The organism is Mycobacterium sp. (genome assembly GCF_965277065.1).
Lineage (GTDB): Bacteria > Actinomycetota > Actinomycetes > Mycobacteriales > Mycobacteriaceae > Mycobacterium.
Genome location: NZ_CBDIBT010000019.1, coordinates 1,285,694 through 1,311,420, shown reverse-complemented (window position 1 = coordinate 1,311,420; position 25,727 = coordinate 1,285,694). Strand labels below are relative to the sequence as shown.

26 protein-coding genes and 1 tRNA gene are annotated in these 25,727 nt (G+C 66.4%); 16 read left to right on the top strand and 11 right to left on the bottom strand.

Annotation, left to right across the window (positions count from 1 at the left end; translation table 11 throughout):
- Nucleotides 1–255 precede the first annotated feature (255 nt).
- From ACQY5A_RS23630 to ACQY5A_RS23620, 3 genes are all read left to right on the top strand, one after another.
- Entirely contained in the window at nucleotides 256–2,178 is a 1,923-nt protein-coding gene (locus ACQY5A_RS23630; protein ID WP_428342687.1) for an Hsp70 family protein, read from the top strand.
- Nucleotides 2,179–2,245: 67 nt separating this feature from the next.
- Nucleotides 2,246–2,632: a hypothetical protein gene (locus ACQY5A_RS23625; RefSeq protein WP_428342686.1), complete on the top strand. Its 387-nt coding sequence runs from the start codon at nucleotides 2,246–2,248 to the stop codon at nucleotides 2,630–2,632.
- A 74-nt stretch (nucleotides 2,633–2,706) separates the two neighbouring features.
- On the top strand, nucleotides 2,707–3,414 hold the full coding sequence (locus tag ACQY5A_RS23620) for a cutinase family protein (protein WP_428342685.1): 708 nt from the start codon (nucleotides 2,707–2,709) through the stop codon (nucleotides 3,412–3,414).
- A gap of 3 nt (nucleotides 3,415–3,417) precedes the next feature.
- On the opposite strand, the gene ACQY5A_RS23615 is transcribed toward ACQY5A_RS23620, so the two are convergent.
- Nucleotides 3,418–4,383, bottom strand: a complete 966-nt coding sequence (locus ACQY5A_RS23615) for an SDR family NAD(P)-dependent oxidoreductase (protein ID WP_428342684.1) — start codon at nucleotides 4,381–4,383, stop codon at nucleotides 3,418–3,420.
- Nucleotides 4,380–5,426 (bottom strand): cytochrome P450, encoded by a 1,047-nt coding sequence (locus ACQY5A_RS23610; protein WP_428342683.1) that lies wholly within the window; start codon nucleotides 5,424–5,426, stop codon nucleotides 4,380–4,382. The genes ACQY5A_RS23615 and ACQY5A_RS23610 overlap by 4 nt, the downstream gene beginning before the upstream one ends.
- 233 nt (nucleotides 5,427–5,659) lie before the next feature.
- On the opposite strand from ACQY5A_RS23610, the gene ACQY5A_RS23605 reads away from it, so the two are divergent.
- The 3 genes from ACQY5A_RS23605 to ACQY5A_RS23595 all read left to right on the top strand — a co-directional run bounded on the left by ACQY5A_RS23605 (nucleotide 5,660) and on the right by ACQY5A_RS23595 (nucleotide 7,893).
- Nucleotides 5,660–6,304 (top strand): TetR/AcrR family transcriptional regulator, encoded by a 645-nt coding sequence (locus ACQY5A_RS23605; RefSeq protein ID WP_428342682.1) that lies wholly within the window; start codon nucleotides 5,660–5,662, stop codon nucleotides 6,302–6,304.
- An 80-nt stretch (nucleotides 6,305–6,384) separates the two neighbouring features.
- The gene (locus tag ACQY5A_RS23600; protein WP_428342681.1) at nucleotides 6,385–7,065 is read left to right on the top strand and encodes a hypothetical protein; all 681 of its coding nucleotides are present in this window, start codon (nucleotides 6,385–6,387) and stop codon (nucleotides 7,063–7,065) included.
- 312 nt (nucleotides 7,066–7,377) lie between these two features.
- Nucleotides 7,378–7,893: a hypothetical protein gene (locus tag ACQY5A_RS23595; RefSeq protein WP_428342680.1), complete on the top strand. Its 516-nt coding sequence runs from the start codon at nucleotides 7,378–7,380 to the stop codon at nucleotides 7,891–7,893.
- Between the two features lie 74 nt (nucleotides 7,894–7,967).
- Here ACQY5A_RS23595 and ACQY5A_RS23590 read toward each other — a convergent pair whose 3' ends face one another.
- From ACQY5A_RS23590 to ACQY5A_RS23580, 3 genes are all read right to left on the bottom strand, one after another.
- Nucleotides 7,968–8,774, bottom strand: coding sequence for a L,D-transpeptidase (locus ACQY5A_RS23590; protein WP_428342679.1), 807 nt, complete (start codon nucleotides 8,772–8,774; stop codon nucleotides 7,968–7,970).
- A gap of 141 nt (nucleotides 8,775–8,915) precedes the next feature.
- On the bottom strand, nucleotides 8,916–9,299 hold the full coding sequence (locus ACQY5A_RS23585; RefSeq protein ID WP_428342678.1) for an STAS domain-containing protein: 384 nt from the start codon (nucleotides 9,297–9,299) through the stop codon (nucleotides 8,916–8,918).
- On the bottom strand, nucleotides 9,296–9,523 hold the full coding sequence (locus tag ACQY5A_RS23580) for a hypothetical protein (protein ID WP_428342677.1): 228 nt from the start codon (nucleotides 9,521–9,523) through the stop codon (nucleotides 9,296–9,298). Before ACQY5A_RS23580 ends, ACQY5A_RS23585 begins: the two co-directional genes overlap by 4 nt.
- Nucleotides 9,524–9,594: 71 nt before the next feature.
- Here ACQY5A_RS23580 and ACQY5A_RS23575 point away from each other — a divergent pair, with 71 nt between their 5' ends.
- Nucleotides 9,595–9,993 (top strand): Zn-ribbon domain-containing OB-fold protein, encoded by a 399-nt coding sequence (locus tag ACQY5A_RS23575; RefSeq protein ID WP_428342676.1) that lies wholly within the window; start codon nucleotides 9,595–9,597, stop codon nucleotides 9,991–9,993.
- Between the two features lie 29 nt (nucleotides 9,994–10,022).
- Nucleotides 10,023–11,234 carry a thiolase family protein gene (locus ACQY5A_RS23570; protein ID WP_428342675.1) on the top strand — a complete coding sequence of 404 codons (1,212 nt, stop codon included), beginning with the start codon at nucleotides 10,023–10,025 and terminating at the stop codon, nucleotides 11,232–11,234.
- Between the two features lie 19 nt (nucleotides 11,235–11,253).
- On the opposite strand, the gene ACQY5A_RS23565 is transcribed toward ACQY5A_RS23570, so the two are convergent.
- The 5 genes from ACQY5A_RS23565 to ACQY5A_RS23545 form a co-directional block, all read right to left on the bottom strand.
- On the bottom strand, nucleotides 11,254–11,514 hold the full coding sequence (locus ACQY5A_RS23565; RefSeq protein ID WP_428342674.1) for a protealysin inhibitor emfourin: 261 nt from the start codon (nucleotides 11,512–11,514) through the stop codon (nucleotides 11,254–11,256).
- 23 nt (nucleotides 11,515–11,537) lie between these two features.
- Nucleotides 11,538–12,602 (bottom strand): M4 family metallopeptidase, encoded by a 1,065-nt coding sequence (locus tag ACQY5A_RS23560; protein WP_428342673.1) that lies wholly within the window; start codon nucleotides 12,600–12,602, stop codon nucleotides 11,538–11,540.
- A 16-nt stretch (nucleotides 12,603–12,618) separates the two neighbouring features.
- Nucleotides 12,619–13,422, bottom strand: coding sequence for a mycofactocin-coupled SDR family oxidoreductase (locus ACQY5A_RS23555; protein ID WP_428342672.1), 804 nt, complete (start codon nucleotides 13,420–13,422; stop codon nucleotides 12,619–12,621).
- A gap of 130 nt (nucleotides 13,423–13,552) precedes the next feature.
- The gene (locus ACQY5A_RS23550) at nucleotides 13,553–14,539 is read right to left on the bottom strand and encodes an NAD-dependent epimerase/dehydratase family protein (RefSeq protein ID WP_428342671.1); all 987 of its coding nucleotides are present in this window, start codon (nucleotides 14,537–14,539) and stop codon (nucleotides 13,553–13,555) included.
- A 67-nt stretch (nucleotides 14,540–14,606) separates the two neighbouring features.
- Entirely contained in the window at nucleotides 14,607–16,217 is a 1,611-nt protein-coding gene (locus ACQY5A_RS23545) for an MFS transporter (protein ID WP_428342670.1), read from the bottom strand.
- A 199-nt stretch (nucleotides 16,218–16,416) separates the two neighbouring features.
- On the opposite strand from ACQY5A_RS23545, the gene ACQY5A_RS23540 reads away from it, so the two are divergent.
- Nucleotides 16,417–16,551, top strand: coding sequence for a hypothetical protein (locus tag ACQY5A_RS23540; protein WP_428342669.1), 135 nt, complete (start codon nucleotides 16,417–16,419; stop codon nucleotides 16,549–16,551).
- Nucleotides 16,552–16,798: 247 nt separating this feature from the next.
- On the opposite strand, the gene ACQY5A_RS23535 is transcribed toward ACQY5A_RS23540, so the two are convergent.
- A tRNA-Gly gene (locus ACQY5A_RS23535) sits at nucleotides 16,799–16,872 on the bottom strand.
- 71 nt (nucleotides 16,873–16,943) lie between these two features.
- Here ACQY5A_RS23535 and dcd point away from each other — a divergent pair.
- The 7 genes from dcd to rfbA all read left to right on the top strand — a co-directional run bounded on the left by dcd (nucleotide 16,944) and on the right by rfbA (nucleotide 25,725).
- Nucleotides 16,944–17,516 (top strand): dCTP deaminase, encoded by a 573-nt coding sequence (dcd, locus tag ACQY5A_RS23530; RefSeq protein ID WP_428342668.1) that lies wholly within the window; start codon nucleotides 16,944–16,946, stop codon nucleotides 17,514–17,516.
- Nucleotides 17,517–17,628: 112 nt separating this feature from the next.
- On the top strand, nucleotides 17,629–19,536 hold the full coding sequence (locus ACQY5A_RS23525) for a DUF7159 family protein (RefSeq protein ID WP_428342667.1): 1,908 nt from the start codon (nucleotides 17,629–17,631) through the stop codon (nucleotides 19,534–19,536).
- A gap of 219 nt (nucleotides 19,537–19,755) precedes the next feature.
- A complete protein-coding gene (locus ACQY5A_RS23520) occupies nucleotides 19,756–21,249 on the top strand; it encodes a DUF7159 family protein (RefSeq protein ID WP_428342666.1) in 1,494 nt (497 codons plus the stop codon).
- A gap of 141 nt (nucleotides 21,250–21,390) precedes the next feature.
- The gene (locus ACQY5A_RS23515) at nucleotides 21,391–22,968 is read left to right on the top strand and encodes a DUF7159 family protein (RefSeq protein WP_428342665.1); all 1,578 of its coding nucleotides are present in this window, start codon (nucleotides 21,391–21,393) and stop codon (nucleotides 22,966–22,968) included.
- 115 nt (nucleotides 22,969–23,083) lie between these two features.
- The gene (locus ACQY5A_RS23510; protein WP_428343310.1) at nucleotides 23,084–24,409 is read left to right on the top strand and encodes a UDP-glucose dehydrogenase family protein; all 1,326 of its coding nucleotides are present in this window, start codon (nucleotides 23,084–23,086) and stop codon (nucleotides 24,407–24,409) included.
- Nucleotides 24,410–24,486: 77 nt separating this feature from the next.
- Entirely contained in the window at nucleotides 24,487–24,855 is a 369-nt protein-coding gene (locus tag ACQY5A_RS23505) for a nuclear transport factor 2 family protein (protein ID WP_428342664.1), read from the top strand.
- A 3-nt stretch (nucleotides 24,856–24,858) separates the two neighbouring features.
- The gene (gene rfbA, locus ACQY5A_RS23500; protein WP_428342663.1) at nucleotides 24,859–25,725 is read left to right on the top strand and encodes a glucose-1-phosphate thymidylyltransferase RfbA; all 867 of its coding nucleotides are present in this window, start codon (nucleotides 24,859–24,861) and stop codon (nucleotides 25,723–25,725) included.
- Nucleotides 25,726–25,727: the final 2 nt, after the last annotated feature.

Sequence of the window (25,727 nt, the reverse complement as noted above, 5' to 3'; positions counted from 1 at the left end):
TGTCTCGCTTCGGTGACGCAACCGCATCGACCCGATACCGATGACGTTGTGCCCGATGGTCATACCGCGACCCGCCCTTATCGTTGACGCTGGCCACCGAATGTTGTCGACGAAAGTATTTGCGTTATGTATGACCCGTTGGGGTTATCGATCGGCACCACAAACCTAGTCGCGGTCCGTAACGGCAATCCGCCCGTATCGCGCCGCGCCGTGCTGACACTTTTTCCGGACCGCGCGCCGGAACTCGGTGTGCCTGTGAGTAACCCGGACGGCGAGGACACTGGCACGCTGATGACCGGTTTCGTCGAGCGCGTCGGCCGGTCGAAGAGTGTGAAATCCGCGGACGGCTCGAGCCACGACCCGTCACTGTTGCTGGTGGAAGCGCTGGACGCGTTGATCGCCGAGACCGGCGGCGAAGCCTCGAACTCGAGCATTACGATGGCCGTTCCGGCCCACTGGGGCGCAGAGGCGTTGCGGGGCATGCAGGCCGCGTTGAACACTCACGCCGATTTCGTCCACGGCGGCATCGCGCCGCGACTCGTGCCGGATTCTGTTGCCGCGCTGACGGCGCTGAACTCTGATTCCCGGCTGCCCGGCAAGGGCGTTGTCGCGCTGCTCGATTTCGGCGGCGGCGGGACCAGCATCACCCTGGCCGACGCCGCGTCGGACTTCACACCCATTGCCGACACCCTGCGGTATGAGGACTTCTCCGGCGACCTGGTTGACCAGGCGCTGATGGTGCACGCGTTGGACAACGCCGGCCACCACAACGGGCCCGATCCCGCCAGCACCGCCGTCGTCGGACAGTTCGCCGGCCTGCGCGAGGAGTGCCGGCTGGCCAAAGAGCGGCTGTCGACCCAAGACACGACGAGGCTGGCCCTCGATCTACCCGGCCAGCGCACCCGCCTGCAGATAAGCCGAGCGGAGTTCGATGGCCTGATCGAAGAGCGGCTCGACGGCCTGTTCGACGCTTTCGACGAGATGTTGCGCCGCAACAAGATTCGTACCAAAGACCTCGCGGCAGTAGCAATGGCCGGTGGTACGGCAAAGATTCCGGTTGTCGCCCAGCGCCTTTCGTCGCACACTAAGGCCTCGGTGATCACGGCGATGCAGCCCGGGCTCGCGACGGCCGTCGGTGCGGTGAAGCTGTCGGCCCGCCAGCCGATCGAGCAGCGCGACGGAGAACGCGAGGGGACCACGATGGCTGCGCTGGTGGGCGCGTCGACCGGCGGTTTCGCCACGGCGACCAGCGGTCTCGCCACCACCGGCCGCTTCCTTGCGCCCACCGGCGCGATCGGTGCCCCCACCGGCGCGTTCGGCGCATCGACCGGCACGTTCGACATCCCGACCGCCGGTGCGCTGTTCGACGACCCGTCGGAACGACTGACCGAGCTGGCCTGGTCGCAGGCCGACGATTCCAACGACGAGCCGGTTGTCTATACCGGCGAACCGTACGACATCGACGACAACCGCGCGACACCGTCGCAACTGATGCAACTGCCGAAGTACGAGCCGCCCGACGTGGGCCGGGGTCGCGGAACTCGACTGCCGCAGTTGTTCCTGGGGCTCGCCGCGCTCGTTTCGATGGTCGCGATCGGCGGAGTCGCCTTCACGCTGACCAGCAGCGACCGCGCGCCGACACTGCCCAGCAGCACCACCACCGCGCCACCTCCGCCGCCACTCAGTTCGCAACTGCCGTCGCCGAGCCCGGTGCCACCTCCGCCGCCCAGCGCGGAGCCGTCGCCCGTCCCGGTGCCCCCGCCGACCAGCGAGGCGCCCCCGCCCCCGCCGCCGCCTCCGCCGGTGGAGACCTACGTGCCGCCGCCTCCGCCAAAAACCAGCCACGAGCCACGAGCCACGACGACGACCGTGCCGCAGCCGACGACGACAACACCGGCGGCGACCACCCCGAGCACGACGCCGCCGCCTCCGCCTCCGCCACCACCGACGTCGAGCGTGCCGCCGTCACCGGCGATGACGACGACGTACCTGAACCTGCCGTTCGTGCCGGTGCCGATCCCGGTCCAGGTTCCCGAAGGCCAGGGTGGGGCGAACCAGCAGCCGCAGAACCCGTACCAGCAGCAGAACCCCCACCAACAGAGCCCGTACCAGCAGAATCCGTACCAGCAAAGTCCGTACCAGCAGAATCCCTACGCGGGCCCGGGGTACGGCTACTAGGGCGTGGCGCGAGCCGCCCGAAATGCGCACACTGGTCATATCAAGGGTGAGCAGCCAGGAGGCCGCAATGGACGACGACAAAGGTCGGTTCGGGTTTGAGCCGGAAGACTTCGAACACGTGATCCGCGACGCAACCGAGGGCCTTCGCGAGGCACTCGGGGGCTTCGGCCGGTTCTTCACCACCTCTGGTGAGCGGGCCGGGTGGTCGTCGGTCTTCGAGGATCTGTCGCGGCGCACCCGGACCAGGCCGGAAACCACCGGCGAAGCCGGCGACGGGGTGTGGGCGATCTATACGGTGAGTGCCGACGGCGGCGCTCGCGTCGAGGAGGTGTACGCCACCGAACTCGACGCCTTGCGGGCGAACCGGAACAACACCGACGCAACCCGCAAAGTCCGATTCCTGCCCTACGGCATCGCGGTCAGCGTCCTCGACCATTCCGACGAGGCCTCCTAGGCCTTTCGCCGGCGAACGCGACGCCGGTCACCTGGTTGCGGCACGTTCGCGTTCTTTCCGACACAATGGTGACCATGTCCCCACGCCAGATTGGCCATGTCCTGTTCGCCGCGGTCGCCGTCGCCGGCGGGTTGTTGAGCGCCCCTATGCCGGTCGCCGGTGCGCAACCGTGCCCCGACGTCGAAGCGGTGTTCGCCCGCGGCACCGGTGAGCCGGCCGGCGTCGGCGGCATCGGAGAACCGTTCGTCGACGAATTGCGCACCGCGATCGGCCCTAAGTCGCTCAACGTGTACCCGGTCAACTACCAAGCCAGTAGCAATTTCTCCGACCGCATCGAGTTCGCCCAGAGCTTCGTCGACGGGGTCAAGGACGCCAGCAGTCATATCGAGGCCACTGCGGCGAACTGCCCCAAGACCAGGATCGTGCTCGGCGGCTATTCCCAGGGTGCGGCCGTAGCCGGCACCGTCACCTCGGCGTCGATCCCAGCGGGAGTGCCGACGGAGTACTCATCTTTCCTGCCCAAGCCGATGCCGCCGGAGGTTGCCAGCCACGTGGCCGCGGTCACGCTCTTTGGCAAACCGTCGGCGCCGTGGCTGCAGAATTTCGGCGCGCCGCCGATCGTCATCGGCCCGCTGTATGTGCCGAAGACCGACGACTTGTGCGCCGATGGCGACACCATCTGCGACGGCGATCCCGGTGGCCTGCCGAACTTCGCGCACTCGTCGTATCCGGTGAACGGGATGACCGCGCAGGCCGCGGGTTACGCCGCCAGCCATCTGTAGCCGTCAACCGGGCTGGTCCGCCATGATCGCGAATAAGGCGGCCATCTCGTCGGCGGGTCCTCCCGGCACGGTGTAACCGATCTCGTCGCGGATCTCGTCGAGATGGTCGCGGACTTGCTCGACAGACAGGGTCGGGCTGTAGAAGCCCTTGGTCCGGCCGACGAAGAACCGGGCGACGTGCCCGGCGCCGACGGTGTAGATCTCGCCGGAGACCGGGCAGTCCCGATGCGTCAGAAATGCCGCGACCGGGGCGACCAGCGCCGGATCCAGCTTCTGAAGGTATTGCGCCACAAGGTCATCCAGAATCGCCTGAGCTGACGGGTCGTCTGGCCGGCCGGCGCTGTCGACCGAATGCGCCAGCATCCGGGTGTAGGCGATCGGCGCGATCGCGTTGACTTTGATGTCGTGATTGGCACCCTCGGCTGCCAGCACCCGGGTCAACCCGACCAACCCGGTCTTCGCCGAGCCGTAGTTACTCATCCGTTCGGCGCCCAGCAATCCGGCGGCCGAGCAGGTGTTCAGGATTCGTCCGTACCCCTGCTCGCGCATCCGGATCCAGGCGGGCTTGGTGACGTGGAACGCGCCCTTCAGATGCACGTCCACCAACGGATCGAGCTTCTCGGCGGTCATGTCCTCGAACGGTGCGTCGCGGACGATGCCGGCGTTGTTGATCACGATGTCGACCCGGCCCCACGCGTCCAGGGCGGAAGCGACAATAGCCTGACCGCCTTCGGGTGTGGCCACGCTGTTGGTGTCGGCGACCGCTTCGCCGCCGTGAGCGCGGATCGCGTCCGCGACCGCAGTGGCGGCGTCGGCGTCCGAACCCGATCCGGTCACCGAGCCGCCGATGTCGTTGACCACGACGCGGGCGCCGCGGGCGGCCAACAGCAACGCATATTGCTTACCCAGACCGCCGCCGGCGCCGGTGATCACGGCAACCTGGTCGTCGAACCGCACGTCCTCGCTCACCAGGTGACCGGCAGTTCTTTCATGCCGTAGATGTCGGCGTCCTTGAACTTCAACTCATCCGACGGCACCGCCAGCCGGAGCCCGGGAAGCCGGCGCGCCAGCGTCGAGAACGCCACCTGCATCTCAACTCGGGCCAGGTTGGCACCGATGCACTGGTGGGTTCCGTGGCCGAAAGCGACATGCCCGCGGGCGTTTCGGGCGATGTCCAAAGTCTCTGGGCTATCGACGAACTCGCTGTCCCAGTTTCCGGCTGGCAGATTCATCAGCAATCTGTCCCCGGCCCGAATCTGCTGGCCGCCCAGAACGAGGTCTTCGGTGGCGATCCGGTCCACCTGGGCGTGCACGATCGAGAGGTAACGCAAGAGCTCCTCGACGGCGTTGGCGATGACGGCAGCATCGTCGGTCTGCCCAAGTCGTTCGAACATGTCCGGATGATCGAGCAGCGCAACCGTTCCCAACGAGATCATGTTGGCCGTGGTCTCGTGGCCGGCCAGCATCATGATCACGCCGTTGGCCGCGACGGTGTCGTATTCGAGTTGGCCGGTTGCGACGTAGTCGGTGATCAGCCGGCTGATCAAGTCGTCGCCGGGGTCACGTTCCTTTCGCGGCACCAACTCCTGGATGTAGTTGTACATCTCGATGAAGCCCTTCGCCTGCTCCTCTTCGGTGGAATTCACGTCCAGTCCGGCGGTGGAGTTGTGCTGAAAGAGTTCGAGATCTTCGGGTGGCACGCCCAGCAGCAGCGCGATCACCAGCGACGGCACCGGAAGGCCGAAGTCGCGCACGATGTCGGCCGGCGGGCCTTTGTCGATCATCGCGTCCAGGTATTTGTCGACCATTTCCTGAATCTGAGGCCGCATTGCCTCGGTACGCCGGAAGGTGAATTGGCTGGTCATCATGCGCCGCAACCGGTGATGCTCGGGATCGTCGATGCGCGCGAAAACTGCCGGTATCTCGCCCGACTCCCCGAACAGCTCCGGCAGGGTTTGCGCCGACAGCCGTGGATCGACCAACGCGGCCCTGATGTCCTGGTGGCGGCTCACCGACCACACCTGGTGGCCGTTCCACATCGCTCGCCGAAGGCCGGGCTCGTCCCTCCAGCCCGCGAATTCGGGCGGTGGAGCGAGGGGGCACCGCGCGGAGCGCTGCGCCGGAATCACGGGCAGATCGGAAGTCGTTGAAGTCACCGGCGTTTCCCGTTAAGTGTCAGTGGGCTGTCAATTGCAGAGCGTAGAGGTCGCCTAAATGGCAGTCAACAGTCAGTTACGCTGGGGCGATGACCGCGGTGTCGGACCGGCCGTTGCGCGCCGATGCCGCGCGCAACGCCGAGCGCATCCTGCGAGCGGCCCGGGATGTCTACGGCGAACTCGGGCCCGAGGCGGCCATCGAAACCATTGCTCAGCGTGCCGGCGTCGGCGAGCGCACGCTCTACCGCAGGTTTCCGACCAAGGGCGCGCTGATCCGGGCGGCCCTGGATCAGTGCATCGCCGAAGACCTCACGCCGACGATCGAGGCTGTCCGCGGCGCCGCCGATCCGCTGGAGGGCCTGGCCCAGCTGATCGAAGCGGCGATCTCGCTGGGCGCGCGCGAACACAACCTGCTGGCCGCGGCCCGCAGGGCCGGGTCGCTGACTTCTGACATCTCGGCCTCGCTGAATGAGGCGCTCAACGAGCTCGCCCGTCGCGGCCGGCTGGCCGGTGTCGTCCGGGCCGATCTGGTGCCGGCTGATCTACCACGCATGATCGCGATGCTGCACAGCGTGCTGTGGACGATGGACACCGGCGACGACGGCTGGCGGCGCTATGTCGCGTTGATGCTGGATGCGATATCGGTCGACCGCCGGCGGCCGCTGCCCGCGGCGTCAGCCCTGCGATTCGCACCCGCGCCAAGCAATTGGATGATGGACGGCGACGGGGCCTGACCTGCTGCGTAGCGCCAACGTTTCCTGCGGCGTCGTTACCTGATCGTGACTTATTCGCGATTTGTTCGTAAGCTGCTGCCGTGGGGCGTCACGAATTAGCCAGCGACAGACGAAAGTCGCCGCTAGTGATGGCTGCGGTGATCGCGCCCGTCGCGGTCACATTTGCCCTCGGCGGCAGCGCCCATGCCGAGGGTCACCGTGGCAAGGCCGATTCGGTAGCTGAGGCCGCCGCGGCGTGTTGTCACCTGCAGATGACCGCCGCGACTCCGACCGCATCGTCGTGGTCCGCCTCCGCTGTGCAGCCGAACGGCGCTCCCGCTGAGGAGTCCGCCGCGTCGCGAGCGTCGCGCTGGCACGTCGCCGCCAAGAACGCCCCACAGGTGCTGATCGCGGACATCGCTCCAGAACATGGCCTGCAGGTCAAGACGATCTTGGTGGCCCGCACCATCAGCGCCATCTTCCCGGAGATCAAGAACATCGGCGGCGTCCGCCCGGATTCTCTTCCCTGGCACCCTCGGGGCCTCGCGCTCGATGTGATGATCCCCAACCCGTCCAGCTCGGCCGGGATCGCGCTGGGCAACGAGATCGTCGCGTTCGCGCTGAAGAACGCGGACAAGTTCTCACTGCAGGATTGCATCTGGCGCGGTATGTATTACACGCCGAGCGGTCCGTCCGGCCACGGCTACGGGCACTACGACCACGTGCACATCACCACGCACGGCGGGGGATACCCCACCGGCAAAGAGGTCTACATCCGCTGACCACAGCGGTAAAGTCTTGGCCCGCAAGGCCTTCGATGCCGAATTGTGATGTTTCAAATCAAACATCAAGTCTTGGTGCAGGTTTCGCCTGGTCAGTATGATCACTAGGCGCTCTTCGTTCACAAGCTCTTCCCCAAGTGTGAGTTTCACGGTCCAGTAAACCGGACGAAACGTCTCTATTTGGAAACAGTCGGGTGCGGCGTAGTGCGTGTTGAACACCGGTCCATTAAAAATGAGTTGGCCGTAAGAAGCGCGGCCCGGTGCGGCTGCACCGTGTTGATCTGCCCGGGGCGTGAAAGAGAGTGGACGTCGATGACAACCTTCGATCGTTTCAGCATCAAAGTTGTTGCTGGCGTTGGACTATGCGGTGCCGCGATCGCGCTGAGCCCGGGCGCAATAGCGGCTCCGCTGAAGACGGGCGGCGCGGCGTGCATGTACGGATCGGCAGGCGAAGTCGCCGCGCCGGCAGCGGGAGGCGTAGGAGCCGCCGGTGCAGGAGCTGGCGGTGCAGGAGCTGCCGGTGCAGCGTGTGCACCCGCAGGTGCCCCCGTCGCTGACATGGCGGGTGCGGCAGCCCCGCTACCCGTCGGTGCTCCCATCCCGGCCGGCGCTCCGATTCCGGGCGGACTCCCGTTCCCGGCCGGCGCGGGCGCCCCTCTCCCCGTTGCGGTTCCGGCTGGTGCCCCGCTGATCGCGCTGGGCGGCCTGCCGGGCGCGCCGATTGTGGACATGGCCGGTGTCGCGGGCGGCAAAGGTGCTCCGACGGGTTCGGCGCCGACGAGCGGGCCGGTGGCCGGTCAGCCGCTGCCGCCGGGACCTCCTGAATAAAGACCGTCGAAAAAGCCCCGGTCTAGAGGCGGGAGGCTCTTTCAATGGTCTACTTATGAAATACGCTGTACGCCTTACTCCTTGACGATGATCGGGTCGCCGATGTTGACCGTGTTGAAATACCACTCGGCGTCGGCGGGGCTCAAGCTGATGCAGCCGTGGCTGACATTTTCGCGACCCAGGGACTGGACGGCCCACGGAGCCGCGTGCACGAAGAGCCCGCGGCTGGTGAAGCGGGTGGCGTACTGCACCGGGGTCTTGTAGCCCTCCGGGTCGGTGATCGGGACACCGACGCTGCTCGAATCCATAATCACGGTGCGCTCTTTCGACAGCACGGTGTAGACGCCGGCCGGCGTCGGGAAGTGCGGCCGACCCATCGAGGCCGGCATCACGCCTGGTTCGCCCAAGTGCGGTTGGTGGTGCGGCGCCGGCAGCTGTTGTGCGGGTGTGCTCGGCACCCCGTCGACACTGACGGTGAATGTGTGGTCGGAGATGTCGGCCACACCGAGCACGGCGGGCCCCGTTTTGATCTCTGCCGACGCACCGCCTACGGACAATGCAATCGTGCTGTGCGCCGGCCAGAATCGGTCCGGAACCCATTGTGCAACATTACTTTTGATCCACTCGAACGTGCCAGTCATCGCCGGCGAGGAGGTGACGTGGACGGTACGCTCGGCGGCTTTCCGGTTGACGACGGGCGAGCGGAAGTTGATGACGACAGGGTGCGCGACACCCACGACCTGGTCTGCCGTAGGCCCTACCGATGCCACCAGAAATCGAAACGACTGGTCCGACGCGGCCAGGCTTACGCCCGAAGGTCCGGCAACCACGGACGCGGCGGTACCAGCCGCCACCAGAGCAGATTTGAAGAGCGCGCGCATGCACCCGTTCCTTCACTAGATGAGCTTGCGATAGCGATAGTAGGCACGTCCGGAATGTTGGAACTGTAAGCGCGCGTGTGCGATTCGGTAAAGCCTTGGTCACGTTTAGGCCACGGCCCGCGAGACCCGCTGGCGCAGGGCTCAGCGAGCGCCTGATTCGCCCGAACTGGCCTGGCGCAACAGACTTGGGTCACCGGTCTCTGCTGCGGTGCGGGTCAGATCGAAGTGATCGAACAGTCCGGTCACCTGAAGGACGCGGTCGAGGAACTGTGGGCGATGGTCGAGATGGAGCGCCACACCTGCCTGGGATGTGCGGCGGTGCAGCATCAGCAGCCCGGACAGGGCTGCTGAATCCACGAACGCCAACTCGCTGAAGTCGAGATGAAGATCGCGCAACGTGTCCGACTGGTCGAGCAGTTGCGATGCGACCTCGACAAGGTTGTCGGTCGTCTCATAGTCCAGATCACCGGCGATCCGGACGGAGGCCGACGGTGCCGTGGCGGTGACTGTCAGAGAGTAGGTCATGGTGTCAGTTCGGGGTCGGTCGCCGAATTCTTCTTGTCGGCGAGGGCGATTTCGGCTGCCAGCAGTAAACGTTGGCAGCGCGGAAATTCATGCAGTTGTTTACCCAAAACGTCGAGGGTGGGAAACAACGTTGCACCCGGAACACTCCACAGCGATTCGCGGCTGGCTTCAACCTGTACCGGAGCACATCCCAAGGCGGCGGGGAAGTCTCGTTTTTGCTGCATCCGATCTTGATATTCGGCGTCTGGGCTGAGTCGAAGTCGCTACGGTCAATGGTACCGACGACGGAGGTGTCATGACGGGTCAGATTCCCTTGGTCGACTACCTGGTGCTCGACGACGGCGACCCACACCTCGTCGCGCAGGAATGCACAAACTGCGGAGCCCGATTTTTCGATCGGCGCAACGCCTGCGCGAGTTGTTTCGCGTCCGAATTCACCAGGGTTGCGGTGCCCACTGAGGGCACCGTCCGCGCATTCACCATCGTCACTTTTGCCGCACCCGGCATTCCCACCCCATTCGTCGCCTCCGTCGTCGACTGCGACGGCACTCAGGTGCGCACCAATGTGGTCAACGTCGAACCCGATCCCGAACACATCCACGACGGCATGAAAGTGCGGCTGGCGACATTCGCGATCGGCACCGACTCAGCGGGCACCGAGGCGATCGGCTTCGGCTTCGAACCCGCGACCTGACGACCCGCCTCTATCCAAGGAGTAGCCCCATGAGTGCCAGCGACGACATCTGGATCCTCGGCATCGTGATGACCAAATTCGGCAAGCACGCCGACAAGGACACGGTCGACCTCGCCGCCGAAGCCGCGACCGGCGCGCTCGCCGACGCCGGCGTCACCATGGCCGACATCGGCGTCATCGCTGCCGGGAACCTGATGGCGGCCAACGCCGGAATCGGCCAGCAACTCCAGAAGCAGATCGGTCAGACCGGTATCCCGGTCTACAACGTGGCCAATGCCTGCGCCACCGGCGCCACCGCGCTTCGGACGGCGATCATGGCCGTCAAGGCCGGCGAGGTGAAGTACGGCCTGGCCGTGGGGGTGGAGAAGCTGTCCGGCGCCGGGCTGCTCGGCGGTGCCGGAACGAAGAAGGCCGATGCCGATGTCTGGGAGCGCAAGGGCCGCTACGGCGCAGTCGCCCCGGTGGACGGGCGGATCGGCACCGAGTCCATGCCCGGCGTCTTCGCTCAGATCGGCACCGAATACGGCCATAAGTACGGCGGTACAAGCTTCGAGTTGTTCGCCAAGATCAGCGAGAAGAATCACGCCCACTCGACGTTGAATCCGCTGGCTGCCTACCAGAAGAAGTTCACCCTGGAGCAGATCATGAACGACGTCATGATCGCCTACCCGAACACCCGGCCGATGTGTTCGGCCAACTGCGACGGCGCGGCCGCCGCGGTGGTGTGTAACGGCGAGACGCTGAAGTCGCTGGCGCTGCAGCAGCGCCAGCGGGCGGTCAAGGTCTCGGCGTCGATCCTGACCACCGACCCGTTCGAGGATGGCTGTCAGGTGCTGCCGAACGTCAACACGCTGACCCGCAACGCCGCCGCCACCGCCTACGAGCAGGCCGGTATCGGTCCCGGCGAGCTCGACCTGGTCGAGCTGCACGATTGCTTCGCCACCGCCGAGTTGGTGCACTACGACAACCTGATGTTATGCGAAAAGGGCGGCGCCGCTGACTTTTTCAACTCGGGTGCGACGTGGCGGGACGGCTCGACCCCGGTGAACGTCTCGGGTGGGCTGCAGTCCAAGGGCCATCCCATCGCGGCCACCGGCATCGCGAACATCTGGGAGATCTGCCATCACCTGCGCGGGGAGGCGGGCGACCGCCAGATCGAGAACGCCAAGGTTGGACTGGCTCACGTGATCGGGCTCGGGTCGGCGTGCGGCGTGCACATCCTGGAGAAGGCCGCCGCCTAACGCGATCAGCACGTGATGCTCAAATATCCGGTGTGACAACGCTTGCCAGCGTGCGGGGCATCACGCTTTCGGGAATTTCCCGCGATGTCGTGCCTGACGAGCTCTTGCGAGTGACGAGATAGGTGTAGCGGTCGGCGCCGGAATCCGCGCTCAGGGGTTCTTCGCCGTCGAGGAGCTGCTCGAGTGCCTCGCGATCGTCGGGATCGAGCGCATCCCCATCGAGGGTGCAGCTGGCCTTGAGTCCGGCCAAGCCGCCGCGTCGCTCGATGATGTACTGCATTGCTTGCCTCGATCGTTCTCGGCTCAGACAGAGATGTCGGGCTGCGGGATACCGACCCGTGTCCATGCGGCGTCGATTCCACGATAGACGTCGCGGTCATGGGAGAACAGCGATTTCGCGGCCGAGCGGGTGAGGGCGGCGAACTCGCCGAAGTTCATCGCGGGATTGGCTTTCGGGCTCGTCAACGCCGCGTACCAGACCTTGCCGGTCTTCTCCCATGACCGCCCGCCGACGTTGGTGGCCGACAGATAGAAGGCGTGGTTGGGGATCCCGCTGTTCTCGTGCGGGTCGCCGCCGGCAACGTAGTCCGAGTAATGCGACGGCTGCGGCGACAGGCACTGCTGGGAGCCGGGATCGGCCATGTTGCGAAGACAGTTGTAGCCCTTCGCAATTGCGGCCGGGCCGAGGACGCCCGAGCCGATCAGCCAGTCGGCGTCGGCGACGGCCTGCTGGTTTCGCCACTGGTGGAACATCGCACCGAATGCGTCCGAGACACTCTCGTTGAGAGCTCCGGGCTCATCGGCGTAATTGAGACCCGCGGTGAATTGTGTAACACCATGGGTCAATTCGTGGCCGATGACGTCATCTGAGTTGGTGAAGTCGGTGAACACCCGGCCGTCGCCGTCCCCGTAGGTCATCTGGGCGCCGTTCCAGAACGCGTTGTCATAGCGCACGCCGTAGTGGATCGACGACATCAGCGTCATGCCGGCGTCGTCAACCGAGTTGCGTCCGAAGCACTCTCGGTAATAGTCGACGACGGCGCGGGTGGTGTCGAACGCGCGCTGCGCCGTGGCGTCTGTGCTCTCGCCAGGATGCGCGACCGGCGAGCCGGGTAGCGACCGGGTGTTCTTGCAGTCATAGACCGTTACCGACGGTACGGCCGCGAGCGCACCGGCAAAGGCCAGTCCGGTGATCTCTGCGGCCAACAGGCTGGCCTGGGTCGCGGTGGTATGCGCGTCGCGCAGGTCTCGCCAGGTGCCCTCGACGGCAACACTGTCGCGGAGCGCCTCCCGCGACTCTTCTGGAATCGATTCGTCTTCGGCGAGCCTGCGTAGCACAGCCGTCGGCACAATGAACCGATCGCACACAGGACAGCTCCTTGTATCAGTGGATGCGGGCGCTGCCGCCGAGCCCGATTTCAAGGACGCTGCCGGTGATCACCCCGGGGTCGGTGACCAGGTACAGCACTCCGCGGCTGACGTCTTCGGGCTGCAGCCATGGCTGAGGGATCGGGTTCGCCTTCATCATCCGGCGCACGAGATCGTCCGGGATGTCTTCGCCACCGGTGGGTTGCACCATCGGCGTCTGGGTGGTGGTCGGACAGACGACGTTGATCGTCACGCCCTCTTTGGCGACCTCCAATGCGGCGGACTTGGCCAGGCCGATGACGCCCCACTTGGTGGCGTTGTAGGCGGCCAGATCCGGGATGCCCATCCGGCCACCCATGGACGACGTGACGACGATCCGGCCGAAGCGCTGTCGCCGCATCACCGGCAGCGCCGCGCGCAAGGTGTGGAACGCGCCGGTCAAGTTGGTGTCGATCAGCTGCTGCCAGACGCCGTCGCTGACCTCGTCCAAGGGTCCGGTGCTCACGATCCCGGCGTTGGCCACCACGATGTCGAGGCTCCCCAGGTCGGCGACGGTCTGTTCGACGGCGGCGTTCACGGCGGCGCCGTCGCGCACGTCGAGGGTCAGCGGGACGCAGCGCCGTCCGAGCTCGTCGACCAGTTTTGCCGTCTCGCGTAGGTCGTCCTCGGTGCCGAGCGGATAGGTCAGGTCCGCCATCGGATTCGGGGCGTCGGCGACGACGATGTCGGCACCCTCGGCTGCCAGGGCGAGCGCATGCGCGCGCCCCTGGCCGCGTGCTCCACCGGTGATCAGCGCAACGCGTCCGTCCAACACACCCATAACCGATCAAGCTACCAGTCGGGTGATAGCCGTGGCTCGAAACCGATTGCGCTGAGCCTCATTCCGTGGTGAGCGCAGCCGGCGGTAAAAGACGGCACTCAGGCCGGCTCGCCGGAAACGTGGGCCGTACCTAGTCGACCGTGTCGGCCAGCGCGGAAAGCGTCTCCGCTGCAGAGTATTTCGGTTTCCACCCCAGCTGCTGCTTGGCCTTGCTGATGTCCATCACCACGGAGGTTCGGCCCGCGTGTAGCCACTCCAACGCCGACGGCACAAATGGCAGCCGCGAAATCACTTCCGACGTCGCCACCGCCGCGGCGCGTGGAACTCTAATCGGCCTTGCGCCGAAAGCGTCGGCGATGTCCGACATCGACAGCAGGCCGTCGCCCGCGATGTTGTAGGCGCCTGCCGGGGCTGAGGTGGTGGTGACGGCCAACGCGATGGCGCTCGCGACGTCGTCGTGATGAACGAGCTGCAGAGGGGTGCCCGGGTCTGGGAACAACGGCTTCGGCAGCGGCAGCGATCGGGTCAACCGGCGGACAGCGTCGGGAAGCTGATTCCATGGCATGACATCGGCCAGCATGGGTGCCTTCGGGCCCGCGACGATGCACGGCCGGAGCACGAAGACCTCCAGCGATGTGCCCGACGTGATTTCGCGCAGCGTCGCCTCGCAGGCCGCCTTCTGTTCGGAGTAGTAGTGCTCCGGCGAGCCCTGTGGCGGGACGTCCTCGGTGAGCGGAGTCGGATTGTCGGCGTGATAGCCGTATGCGGCAACGGACGAGGTGTAGACGAGTCGCCGCGGCCGTTGCGCGGCCACGGTCGCTGCAAAGACGTTGCGCGTTCCGGCCAGATTCACCCGCGCGCTTTCTTCGCGCGAGCCCATGATGATGAAGGCGAGGTGCACGACGACGTCGACATCGGCGACCAGGGCGTCGATCGCTTCACGATCAAGGATGTCGCCCTGCCGGTACTCCGTCTTCGACCAGCCCCGCTCGGCCGGGTCGAAGGGTCGCCGCGCCATGCCGACGATGTGCTCCACCTCGGGATGCCGTTCCAGCGCCTCGATTGTCGAAATTCCGATCTCACCGGTTGGCCCGGTTATAGCGACGCGCAGCGACATGGCGCCCGCCTTCCCGGTCTGCGGCCGGTCGAAACACCTGTCCCGGCGGGGGCGGCTGCAGCCGCACTCATCGGGGCACCCGCTTGGCCAGGTAGTACTCGTGCCGTCGCGCGTTGTCGACGGTATAGCCGATCGCCTTGGTGACGCCCTCACTGTCGTAGTCCAGCCAGCGCTCGGTGCGTTGGCGCTCGAATTCGCTCCAGGACGCGACCGTGAAGCGCTCGAGGTAGGTGTCGGGTTCTCCGACACTGTGATACAGCCGCCAGCTGTGGCCACCCGTCCGTAGCCGTGATCGCCTGATATTGCCCATCGACTGGACGAACTTGTCACGGTTCTCGGCCGACACCCGGTAGCGGACGGCGACCAGCACCGGACCGTCCTGAGGGCATGGCTCGAACATGAGCGTGGGTGTCGGCCACGCCGTGGAAACCTCGAGGTCCAGTTTGCCCGTCGACGGCTGCAAGGGCAGCACGGCAACGCTGAGGACCACAACACCCAGCGCGACCGCCGACCCGATCAGCGCGACTTCGAGACCCGCCCGCGTGGCGAGGGCACCCCAGGCATACGAGCCGATCGCCTGTGCTCCGGTGGCGACCAACAGATATATCGACAATCCGCGGGCCCGGACCCAGCGCGGCAACGACAGCTGAGCCGCCGCGTTCAATGAGGTCAAGGTGACCAGCCAGGCCATGCCCGAGATCACCAGGAAAGGCAACGCCGCGGCGAACGGAAGCCGTGCGACTGCCAGCATGACCACGCCGTAGACGGCGGCAGCCACCGCCAACTGCAGGTTGTCGGACAGCTTGTGGCGGATCAGCCCGGTGACCGCCACTGCGAGTACCGCACCCACACCCACAGCCGCCACCGCCACGCCATAGCCACTGGCGCCCAGGTGCCATCTGCGGGCGGCCACCACCGGCAGCAGCGCTAAAAGGGCCGAGGCGGGAAAAAGGAAAAGCGCTGCGTGCAGGAGGATCCTGCGAAAGATCGGAGCGTTGGCGACGAACAGCAGTCCGGAGAGGATGGCCTGGCCGAAGTGTTCTCGTTCCAGCGGCGCGATTTGCTTGGGTCGTTGCCAGAGCAGCAGGGCAACGATGATTCCCGCGAACGAGATCGCGTTGATCGCGAACACCGCTGCGGGACCGGCCAATGCCAGGATCACGCCGCCGATCGCCGGCCCGATCGCGCGGGAGGCATTGCCCGAGACGCTGCCCAAGGTCGAGACGGCCGGTATCTGCTCGCGCGGGACCACCTCGGGCTGAATCGCCTGCCAGGCCGGGGCTGCCAGCGCGGAAGCGCAGCCGACGGCCACGGTGAACAGCAACAGCGCGGTGGGGCTGACGCGATCGAGGTAGGTCATCACTGCCAGTGCCAGCGCGACCAGCACGGCATACGTCTGCAGAACGATCAGCAACCGGCGCCGGTCGAACAGATCGGCCAGCACGCCGGCGAACAACGCGAAAATCAGCGTCGGCCCGAGGCTCGCCGTCTGCACCAGCGCGACGATGACATCGCTGCTGTGCTTCTCCACCAAAAACCATTGGGCCGCAACACTTTGCATCCACGTCCCGATGTTGGAGACGAACGAGGCGATGAACAGGTTGCGATATATGGGATTGTGCAACGGCGCCCACGGCGATGGTTGTTCGGCGTCGGCGTGCTCTTGAATCTGAGTCACTGCCGAACTCTAAGACATGTGCACCCCGTCGGCGCTGCTTGTGACGATCGGCGGTGTGATCACGGCATAGACAGGTTCTGAACCGTTGCGCGAACACCCGTTGTTCAACGGGACTACGGCCTGCGTTCAACACTTTCGGGGCTGGTGTTTACTTTGAATCTTATTGCTGCCAGCAAGGATTCGGCGATAGTCTGTGTGCATGACTCAGATCAGCAGATTCATCATTGACGGCGGCGGAGCCGGTGGCGGACGAATCCTCGGCGGCGGAGCCGGTGGTGGACGCGGAGGCGGTGCCGGTGGCGGCCGTGGCGGCGGCGCCGGTGGTGGGCGTTAAGCCAAAAACCCGCTTAATACTTACGATTACGTCCCTCCATTCCCTCTAGCGGAACTGCGGGGCGCTCGCGCTCTTTGGCGATTCTGCCGCGGGGCTGTCGTCGTCATGAGCTATCCATCCGGTAGCCGCTCCGCCCCGCGTCTACGCCTGTCTCGATCGCGTGCGACGGTCGGCGTTGCGTGATCCCGCGATCAGGGAGCGGTCCGCTTGTGCCGTAGCCAGGCGCATGCACTGCGCTGCTCAGATGTGGAGCCGATGACGGGAATCGAACCCGCGTATTCAGCTTGGGAAGCTGATGTTCTGCCATTGAACTACATCGGCGACGTTGCCTGGGAAGGCTACCAGTCGGAGTCACGCCGTTCATCAGCATCGCAGGCCGCTACGCTCGTCGCGTGCTTCTTTCCGATCGCGATCTCAGAGCCGAAATCGCTGCCGGCCGGCTGGGAATCGACCCGTTCGACGACGCTCTGGTCCAGCCGTCCAGCGTCGACGTCCGTCTGGACAGTTTGTTCCGGGTTTTCAACAACACCCGCTACACCCACATCGACCCGGCGCAGCAACAGGACGAGCTGACCTCGTTGGTGGAGCCGGCCGACGGGGAGCCGTTCGTCCTGCATCCCGGCGAGTTCGTGCTCGGCTCGACGCTGGAGACGTGCACGTTGCCGGAGGATTTGGCGGGGCGCCTGGAAGGTAAGTCGTCGCTCGGACGCCTGGGGCTGCTGACGCATTCCACCGCCGGGTTCATCGATCCCGGGTTCAGCGGCCACATCACTCTCGAGCTCTCAAACGTCGCCAACCTGCCGATCACGCTGTGGCCGGGTATGAAAATCGGGCAGCTGTGCATCCTGCGGCTGACCAGTCCGGCTGAGCAGCCGTATGGCAGCGCGAGCGTCGGGTCGAAATACCAGGGCCAACGTGGACCCACGCCATCGCGGTCGTATTTAAATTTCATAAGGTCCACTTAAGCTCGCCTGCAGTCCAGCACAGGTTCCACCGCGACGATTCAGAGGTAGCGCCGGACGCGGTGATCCCTCCGCCTGAAACCGTGGCGCGCTACGACTGATTTTTGGAGGCGCGATGGACATCGTGCTCGGGGTGTCGATGGCACCCACATCGGTTCGAATGCTGCTGGTAGCGGGCGAAAACGCCGATGGCGTCACCGTCGAGGACACACAGTTCTCGTTCGCCGCAAACGACGACGCAGCCACCCTCAGTGCCGCCGATCAGGTGATGTCAGCGATCCTGGGCACCCGCGAGGGCGCCACCGAGGCTGGTCATGCGCTGACTTCGACCGGGGTCACGTGGACCGATCCGGTCGACGCGGCCGCCCTGCGGGACGCCCTCGCCACTCACAAAGTCGAAAACGTCATGTTGGTGTCGTCATTCATGGCCGCGGCCGCGTTGGCGCAGACCGTCGGCTGCACCGTCGGCGACCCGTACACCGCCCTGCTCTTCCTCGAGCCCGGCACCGCGACGCTGGCCGTCATCGATTCCGCTGACGGCTCCATCAACGACGTCCACAAGGAGCTGATGTCCGGCGGTCACAGCGTCGCCGAATTGGCTGACATGGTGGCCGGTTTGGAGGAGTTGGAGACGCGCCCGCAGAGCGTGTTCATCGTCGGCTCCGGCGTGGACGTCGCCGCGATCAAGCCTCAATTAGAGGCGGTCACAACAATTCCGGTCACCGCGGCCGAAGAGCCCGAGACCGCGCTGGCGTGGGGCGCCGCCCTGGCGTCCGCAAGCGCTCCGCTCTTTGCGTCGTCGACGGCAGCATTGGCGTACGCGCTCGATCCCGGCACCGGCGCGATAGATCCCTTCGCCGTGTCCCCGGGATACCTTGCGGTGCCGGATGCTCCGCTTGGTACGACGTTGGGCGAAGACGATCTCGCCTACAGCGCCGTCCCGGACGAGGACGCCGCTGCCCACACCGCCATTGCCCAGGAAGTGTCGAGCGGAGAGCACTTTGACAGCGGGCCCGAGCGCCGGCCTTTGGTGCTGGTTGGGAGCATTCTCGCGGTTGTCTTTGTTGCCGCCGCGTTGTCGCTGGAAGTTGCTCTGGCGCTTGGGATTCGACCCAGTGTTGCATTGCTTCCCCGCCCGCTGCAGAACCTCATCATCCAGTCGCCGGCACCTGCTCCGGCCCCGGCGAGCGTCGACGTACCGGAAGCCAACCGCATCAACGCTCCGGCGGTGGTGCACCCACCCGCCAACGTGCCGATTCCGGCTCTCCGGCCGGCCGCCCCGCCGATTCCAGCCCCGCCGGTTCCCGCGGCGCTCCCGATTCCCGTGGCGCCGCCGGCTGCCCCGGTCATCGCGCCTGCGCCGGTGGTGGTTCCGCTCCCGGTACCGATTCCGGTGCGCGCACCGACTCCGGTGCGTGTGGGTCCGGTGCGCGGGCCGAATCTGCCCCCGGTGCACCTCCCTGATCCGCAACCGCCGATCAGGGTTCCGGAGCCGCCCGTGCAGATGCCAGAGCCGGTACACCCGCCCGCCCCGCTGGCGCCGATATTTCCCGGGTTGCCGGGACTGGGCATTCCAGGAATCCCGGGTATCCCGGGCATCTCACCGCCCGCTCTCCAGCAGGGGCCCGGCGGGTTCGGTGGTGGACCAGGTGGCAATCCGGGTGGGTTCGGTGGTGGACCAGGTGGGAACCCCGGCGGATTCGGCGGAGGACGGGGTGGCTTCGGCGGTGGTAACCCCGGCGGATTCGGCGGAGGACGGGATGGCTTCGGCGGTGGTAACCCCGGCGGATTCGGCGGTGGACGGGGTGGCTTCGGTGGTGGGCCAGGTGGATTCGGTGGAGGCCCGGGTCTCTTCGGCGGCGGGCCGGGTGGATTTGGTGGCGGACCGGGCGGCTTTGGGGGCCCGGGCGGTTTCGGCGGCGGCGGACACAGCTCCGGTGGATTCGGTGGCGGCGGTTTCGGCGGCGGCGGGCATAGTGGCGGCTTCGGAGGCGGCGGCCACGGTGGCGGCGGACACCACTAGCCTGACGGCCGTAAGCGTGAGAAGGTAAAATGAGCTGCGAAGGGTCGGCCGGGGGGCATGTTTCGACCGTTGCTTTCCTGGTCACATCTTCGTAGACACAGCTAGGTCCGCGTTAGTCACGCTGCGCTTCAGAGTGGGGCTAACTTCTGTGTTGGCGGCCCTGAATGGTGCGTAATTGCAGATGGCCCGCGGACAACTAGCAAAGTGGCGGGAGGATTGATGGACACCGTACTCGGTGTGTCGATGGCGCCCACAGCGGTCCGTGTCGTGCTGGTTGAGGGAGAAAATGCCGACGGGGTGACCGTCGACGAGGACAACTTCGCGGTCGCCGAGAACGACGACCCGGCAACCTTCAGTGCGCCGAATCAGGTGGTCGCGGCGATTCTCGGGACCCGCGAAGGTGCCAACGAGGCCGGCTACGAACTGCTGTCGACCGGTGTGACCTGGACCGACCAGCGGGCGGCGGCCGAACTGCGCGACGTCCTGGCCGCCCGCAAGGTCGAGAACGTGATGCTGGTGTCGTCGTTCCTGGCTGCGGCCGCGCTGGCGCAGTCGATGGGCAGCGCCACCGGCTACACCCACAACGCACTGCTCTACGTCGAGCCGGATGCCGCGACGTTGGCAGTGGTGAACACCGCGGACGGCTCGATCATCGATGTGCAACGCGAGCAACTGCCCGACGACGACGACCAAGCGGTAGCCACGCTGGTCACCCTGGTGTCCGCCGCCGCGGGACACGACCAGCAGCCGGAAGGCCTGCTGGTGGTCGGCTCGGGCGTCGATATTCCGCTGATCAAGCCCGCTCTGGAGGACGCCACCTCATTGCCAGTGAGCGTGCCTGAGCATCCCGAGACCGCGCTGGCCCGTGGTGCGGCGTTGGCCTCTGCCAACGCACCGCTCTTCGCCTCCTCGACCGCCGCGCTCGCCTACGCGCTGGACCCGGGTACTGGCTCGGTGAGCCAGCATGTGGACACACCCGGCTACCTGGCCGTCGCCGAAGCGGCGGTTCCCAGCGCCGACGCGGGCGCCGACGCGCTGGCCTACAGTGCCGTCGCCGACGATTCAGCGGCCGTGTACACCCAACTCGGCCCCGACGCCTACGCCGGCGTCGACGAGCACCAAGACTTCACCACCGGCATGTATCCCGACTTCGGCCGGTTGGAACACGAACCCGAAACTCGCAAGCCGTTTTTCGTCGCGATGGGCGTGCTGATCATTTTCGTCGCCGGCGTGATGGGGCTGGTGATTTCGCTGGCTTTCAGCATCCGGCCGTCGGCCTACACGCGTCCCAGCCTGAGCCACAACGTGATAGCGCCAGTCCGGATCCCGGCCCCGGCAGCACCACCGGCACCTGTTCCACAAGCCGCACCCGTGCCTGCCCCGGCGGCGAATCCCGCACCGATTCACGCGGCCGTCCCGGCTCCGGCGCCGCCGCCGGTGTTCGCGCCCGCTCCGCCGCCGCTGTTCGCGCCCGCGCCGGCGCCGCCTCCCGCAATCGTGCCCATACCGATTCCGCTAGGGCCGATCCTTCCCGGCATTCCGGGGCTTGCTCCGCCGCCACCGGCGTGGGGCGGTCCTCATGAACCTGACCGCGGCCCGTGGGGCGGTGGCGGCCCCGAATGGGGCCACGGCGGTGGTCCTGGTTGGGGCCACGGCGGTGGCGGCGGTGGTCACGGCGGCGGTGGCTGGGGCCACGGCGGCCACGGTCGCTAGTACCGCCAGGGATTTCGCCGGTCAGGACATAGCCGCCGGGCCGGGCCGTCGGTATCGTCATAACAGCAACACTGGTAATCAACCTGCTCGGCTCACGTCAATAACCGACCCGGTCAGCGAGCAAGCAGCTTTGGAGGAAAAGTGGACACCGTACTAGGCGTGTCGATGGCACCCACGGCGGTCCGCATGGTTCTCGTCGAGGGTGAAAACGCCGATGGCGTGACCGTCGACGAGGACGGCTTCAACGTCAACGCATCCGGGGACGCGCCGACGATCAATGCCGCCGACCAAGTCGTGTCGGCCATCCTCGGCACCCGCGAAGGCGCCTCCGACAGCGGCTACGACGTGCGGTCCATCGGCGTGACCTGGACCGACCCCATCGAAGCCGCTGCGCTTCGTGACGCGCTCGCCGCCCGCAAGGTCGAGAACGTAATGCTGGTGTCGTCGTTCCTGGCCGCCGCGGCGCTGGCCCAGGTCGTCGGCAGCTCCGTCGGCTACGCGCAGACCGGATTGCTGTTCGTCGAGCCCGACACCGCGACCCTGGCCGTCGTCAACACCTCCGACGGTTCGATCACCGAGGTGCACCGCCAGCCGCTGACTCGTGGCCGCGATTCGTTGGCCGAGCTCGCCGCGCTGGCATCCGGCGCCGAATCGTTGGGCAACCGGCCCGACGGTCTCTTCCTGGTCGGCTCCGGCGGCGTCGACATCGCCGCGCTCAAGCCGCAGCTGGAAGCAGCGACCGGGCTGATCGTCAGCGCTCCCGAGGAGCCTGAGACCGCGCTGGCCCGCGGAGCCGCGCTGGCATCGGCCAACGCGCCGTTGTTCACGTCGTCGACCGAAGCGCTGGCGTACGCCCAGGATCCCGGCACCGGCTTCATCAACCCCCTCGCCGTCGCACCCGGCTACTTCGATGTCGCAACCAACCCCGCGACCGGCGAGCAGGCCTTGGCCTACAGCGCCGTTGGGGACGAAGACGGCGACGCGTATACCGCGCTCGCCGGCGAAGAGGCCGACCTGCAGACCGGTACCTATACCGGCGTCGCCGAAATTCCGTCCGATGGTGGTCGCAGGCCGCTGTTCCTGGTGGCCAGTGCCGTCGCCGCACTCTTCGTCGTCGGGGCGGCGGCGCTGCTCGTGGCGCTGGCTGTCAGCATGCGACCGACCGCTGCGACCAGGCCCGACCCCGGTCACAACGCCAAGCCCGCGCCCGCTGCGCCCGCGGCCCCGGCACCGGCGTCCGTGCCGGCTCCCGCACCTGCGGCGCCCGCCCCGGCGCCTGAGGCACCCGCGCCCGCACCGGAAGCTCCCGCTCCCGAACCTGCAGCACAGGCGCCCGCGCCTGCGGCGCCCGCTCCGCAACCCGTTCCTGTCGCGCCAGCCCCGGTTCCTGAGCCGGTCGCGCCGCCGCCCGTCGCTCCCGCTCCGGTCGCGCCGGCTCCTGCGCCGCCTCCCGCCGTGGTTCCGATACCCATCCCGATTCCGGGTGTTCCGCCGATCTTCGGCGGGCCCAGGTATGGCGGTGGCGGTGGCTATCCCGGCGGTGGTGGTGGTTACCCCGGCGGTGGTGGCGGAGGCTACCCGGGTGGCGGTGGTGGCTATCCCGGCGGTGGTGGTGGTTACCCCGGTGGTGGCGGCCACGGCGGCAGCGGTGGTGGCGGCTTCGGCGGCGGAGGCCACGGCGGCTTTGGTGGCGGGGGTCACGGCGGCTTCGGCCACTAACTCGGCCCATCTGGCCTGGGCTTTTGATCTTCGATGGGTAACCGTCATCTGGCGTTTGCCCGCCGATCAGGAAAGCGATGCCGTTAGCTCATTGCAGCAACATACACACGGGTGTATGAGGTGCACCGTATTTGGTACTGGTTATCTAGGTGCGACCCACGCGGCCGGAATGGCCGAAATGGGGCATGAAGTCGTCGGTGTCGACATCGATCCCGGAAAAGTCGCCAAGCTCGCCGCCGGTGACGTTCCGTTCTACGAGCCGGGTCTGCGAAAGATGTTGCGCGACAACATCGCTGCCGGTCGACTGCAATTCACCACCGACTACGACCTGGCGGCCGAATTCGCCGATGTGCACTTTCTCGGAGTCGGCACTCCGCAGAAGCGCGGCGAATATGGCGCAGATCTGAGCCATGTCCATGCCGTAATCGACACGCTCGCACCGCGTCTGACGCGGCCGGCGGTGATCGTCGGAAAGTCCACCGTCCCGGTCGGGACCGCTGCCGAGTTGGTCGGACGGGCCCGCGACGCCGCACGTCCCGGTGTGGACGTGGAAATCGCGTGGAACCCCGAATTCCTCCGGGAGGGATTCGCGATCCAGGACACGCTGAAGCCGGATCGCATCGTCCTTGGCGTGCAGGATGATTCGACGCGTACCGAGGTCGCGATCCGCGAGATGTACGCGCCGATGCTGGACGCCGGCGTCCCCTTCTTGGTGACGGATTTGCAGACCGCCGAGCTAGTGAAGGTGTCCGCAAACGCCTTCCTTGCCACCAAGATCTCGTTCATCAACGCTATCTCCGAGGTGTGCGAGGCAGCCGGTGCGGACGTCACCCTGCTGGCCGACGCGCTCGGTCACGATCCGCGAATCGGACGCCGATTCCTGAACGCGGGTCTGGGTTTTGGTGGTGGCTGCCTGCCGAAGGACATCCGCGCATTCATGGCCCGCGCCGGCGAGTTGGGGGCCGATCAGGCGCTCACCTTCCTGCGCGAAGTCGACAACATCAACATGCGGCGCCGCACCAAAATGGTCGAACTCGCCACGAAGGCGTGCGGCGGTTCGCTGTTGGGCGCGAACATCGCGGTGCTCGGCGCGGCATTCAAGCCCGAGTCCGACGATGTCCGCGACTCGCCGGCGCTCAACGTCGCGGGGCAGCTCCAACTCAACGGGGCCGGCGTCAACGTCTACGACCCCAAGGCACTGGAGAACGCACAGCGCCTCTTCCCGACCCTGAATTACGCAGTCTCGGTGGAGGAAGCGTGCGATCGAGCCGACGCGGTCCTGGTGCTCACCGAGTGGCCGGAGTTCGTCGACCTCGACCCCGGTCTGCTCGCCGACCGGGTGCGCTCCCGGGTGGTGGTCGACGGCCGCAACTGCCTGGACGTGCAGCGCTGGCAGCAAGCCGGTTGGCGGGTTCACTGCTTGGGACGGCGGGTGGCTTGACCGCCCGCTCGAGCTCCTGACCCAAAAGCGCACCGCGATCGCACGCCGTTGCGGCCGCACGCGGTACGTTTCATGGCATGACCACATCGGAGATCGCCACCGTACTGGCATGGCACGACGCGCTGAACACGGCTGACGTCGACACCTTGCTGAGTTTGTCCAGCGAGGACATCGAGGTCGGCGACGCGCACGGCGCTGCCCAGGGCCACGCCGCGTTGCGGGACTGGGTGACCGCCAACCCGCGATCAATCGAAGTCGGCCGACTTTTCTTCCACGACGGGGTGGTGGTCGTCGAACAAAAGATCAGCGGCCCAGGCGAATCCGGCTCTGATGCCGCATCGGCCTTTCGTGTCGTGCACGACCACGTCACCTCAGCGTTCCGTCATGAAAACCTCGCCGCGGCGCTGGCCGCGACCGAACTGACCGACGCCGACCTGGTGGGGTAGGCGATGCGGGGGATCATCCTGGCCGGCGGCGCGGGTACGCGGCTGTATCCGATCACCTTGGGTGTGAGCAAACAGCTGCTGCCGGTCTACGACAAACCGATGATCTACTACCCGCTGTCCACGCTGATCCTGGCTGGCATCCGCGACATCCAGATCATCACCACTGCTTCCGACGCGCCCGCTTTCGGGCGGGTGCTCGGTGACGGCAGCGCATTCGGCATCAACATCAGCTACGCCGTGCAAGACCAACCCGAAGGGCTGGCCCAGGCATTCGTCATCGGCGCCGACCACATCGGTTCTGACTCGGTGGCTTTGGCCTTGGGCGACAACATCTTTTACGGCCCCGGCTTGGGCAGCAATCTGCGTCGCTTTCAAAATCTCAGCGGCGGAGCGATTTTCGCCTACTGGGTGGCTAACCCGTCGGCGTACGGAGTTGTCGAATTCGGCGACGACGGCATTGCGCTCTCGATCGAAGAGAAGCCGGCCACGCCGAAATCGAACTACGCGGTGCCCGGCCTGTATTTCTACGACAACGACGTCGTCGAGATCGCCCGGGGATTAACGCCTTCCGCGCGAGGCGAATACGAGATCACCGACATCAACCGGACCTACCTCGACCAGGGTCGCCTGGCGGTGCAGATCTTGACCCGTGGCACGGCCTGGCTCGATACGGGCACCTTCGACTCGTTGGCCGATGCCGGCGATTACGTTCGCACGCTGGAACGTCGGCAGGGGTTGAAGGTCAGCGTGCCTGAAGAAGTCGCGTGGCGGATGGGCTTCATCGACGACGACCAGCTGGCCCAGCGCGCGACGTCGTTGCTGAAATCCGGTTACGGCGCCTACTTGCTGCAGTTGCTCGAACGTCGCTGACG

Coding starts and splice junctions, on each gene's coding strand:
- ACQY5A_RS23565 (WP_428342674.1), bottom strand. CDS start 11,514: ATGCAGTACATCATCGAGCGACGCGGCGGCTTGGCCGGACTCAAGGCC.
- ACQY5A_RS23540 (WP_428342669.1), top strand. CDS start 16,417: ATGACTCAGATCAGCAGATTCATCATTGACGGCGGCGGAGCCGGTGGC.
- ACQY5A_RS23570 (WP_428342675.1), top strand. CDS start 10,023: ATGAGTGCCAGCGACGACATCTGGATCCTCGGCATCGTGATGACCAAA.
- ACQY5A_RS23505 (WP_428342664.1), top strand. CDS start 24,487: ATGACCACATCGGAGATCGCCACCGTACTGGCATGGCACGACGCGCTG.
- ACQY5A_RS23595 (WP_428342680.1), top strand. CDS start 7,378: ATGACAACCTTCGATCGTTTCAGCATCAAAGTTGTTGCTGGCGTTGGA.
- ACQY5A_RS23550 (WP_428342671.1), bottom strand. CDS start 14,539: ATGTCGCTGCGCGTCGCTATAACCGGGCCAACCGGTGAGATCGGAATT.
- ACQY5A_RS23555 (WP_428342672.1), bottom strand. CDS start 13,422: ATGGGTGTGTTGGACGGACGCGTTGCGCTGATCACCGGTGGAGCACGC.
- ACQY5A_RS23525 (WP_428342667.1), top strand. CDS start 17,629: ATGGACATCGTGCTCGGGGTGTCGATGGCACCCACATCGGTTCGAATG.
- ACQY5A_RS23520 (WP_428342666.1), top strand. CDS start 19,756: ATGGACACCGTACTCGGTGTGTCGATGGCGCCCACAGCGGTCCGTGTC.
- ACQY5A_RS23575 (WP_428342676.1), top strand. CDS start 9,595: ATGACGGGTCAGATTCCCTTGGTCGACTACCTGGTGCTCGACGACGGC.
- ACQY5A_RS23580 (WP_428342677.1), bottom strand. CDS start 9,523: ATGCAGCAAAAACGAGACTTCCCCGCCGCCTTGGGATGTGCTCCGGTA.
- ACQY5A_RS23625 (WP_428342686.1), top strand. CDS start 2,246: ATGGACGACGACAAAGGTCGGTTCGGGTTTGAGCCGGAAGACTTCGAA.
- ACQY5A_RS23510 (WP_428343310.1), top strand. CDS start 23,084: ATGAGGTGCACCGTATTTGGTACTGGTTATCTAGGTGCGACCCACGCG.
- ACQY5A_RS23590 (WP_428342679.1), bottom strand. CDS start 8,774: ATGCGCGCGCTCTTCAAATCTGCTCTGGTGGCGGCTGGTACCGCCGCG.
- ACQY5A_RS23620 (WP_428342685.1), top strand. CDS start 2,707: ATGTCCCCACGCCAGATTGGCCATGTCCTGTTCGCCGCGGTCGCCGTC.
- ACQY5A_RS23585 (WP_428342678.1), bottom strand. CDS start 9,299: ATGACCTACTCTCTGACAGTCACCGCCACGGCACCGTCGGCCTCCGTC.
- ACQY5A_RS23605 (WP_428342682.1), top strand. CDS start 5,660: ATGACCGCGGTGTCGGACCGGCCGTTGCGCGCCGATGCCGCGCGCAAC.
- rfbA (WP_428342663.1), top strand. CDS start 24,859: ATGCGGGGGATCATCCTGGCCGGCGGCGCGGGTACGCGGCTGTATCCG.